Origin of the sequence: Metalysinibacillus jejuensis, assembly GCF_003057615.1 — a bacterium.
Classification (GTDB): Bacteria; Bacillota; Bacilli; order Bacillales_A; family Planococcaceae; genus Metalysinibacillus; species Metalysinibacillus jejuensis.
Map to the genome: position 1 here is coordinate 1 of NZ_QAFW01000216.1, position 258 is coordinate 258.

The following is a 258-nucleotide window of genomic DNA, read 5'->3' on the forward strand; positions in this document are numbered from 1 at the left end:
CAAAAGTTCCCGACACCAGCTAAATATAAAGACGAATTTCCATTCCTAAAAGAAGTGGATTCTTTAGCTTTAGCAAATGCACAAATGAACTTACAAAAGGCTTATAAGAATTTTTTTGAAGGCAATGGGGCATTTCCAAAGTTCAAAAACCGTAAGTCAAAACAGTCTTATACAACCAATCGAGTGAACGGAAATATCGAATTGCAAGATGGTCATATCAAATTACCTAAACTGAAATTAGTAAAAATCAAGCAACAT

Annotated in this window: 1 pseudogene; it reads left to right on the plus strand. The window is 33.3% G+C overall.

The annotated features are described in order from the left end of the window. A pseudogene (locus DDE80_RS14940) lies at positions 1 to 258 on the plus strand (RNA-guided endonuclease TnpB family protein); the annotation flags it as partial.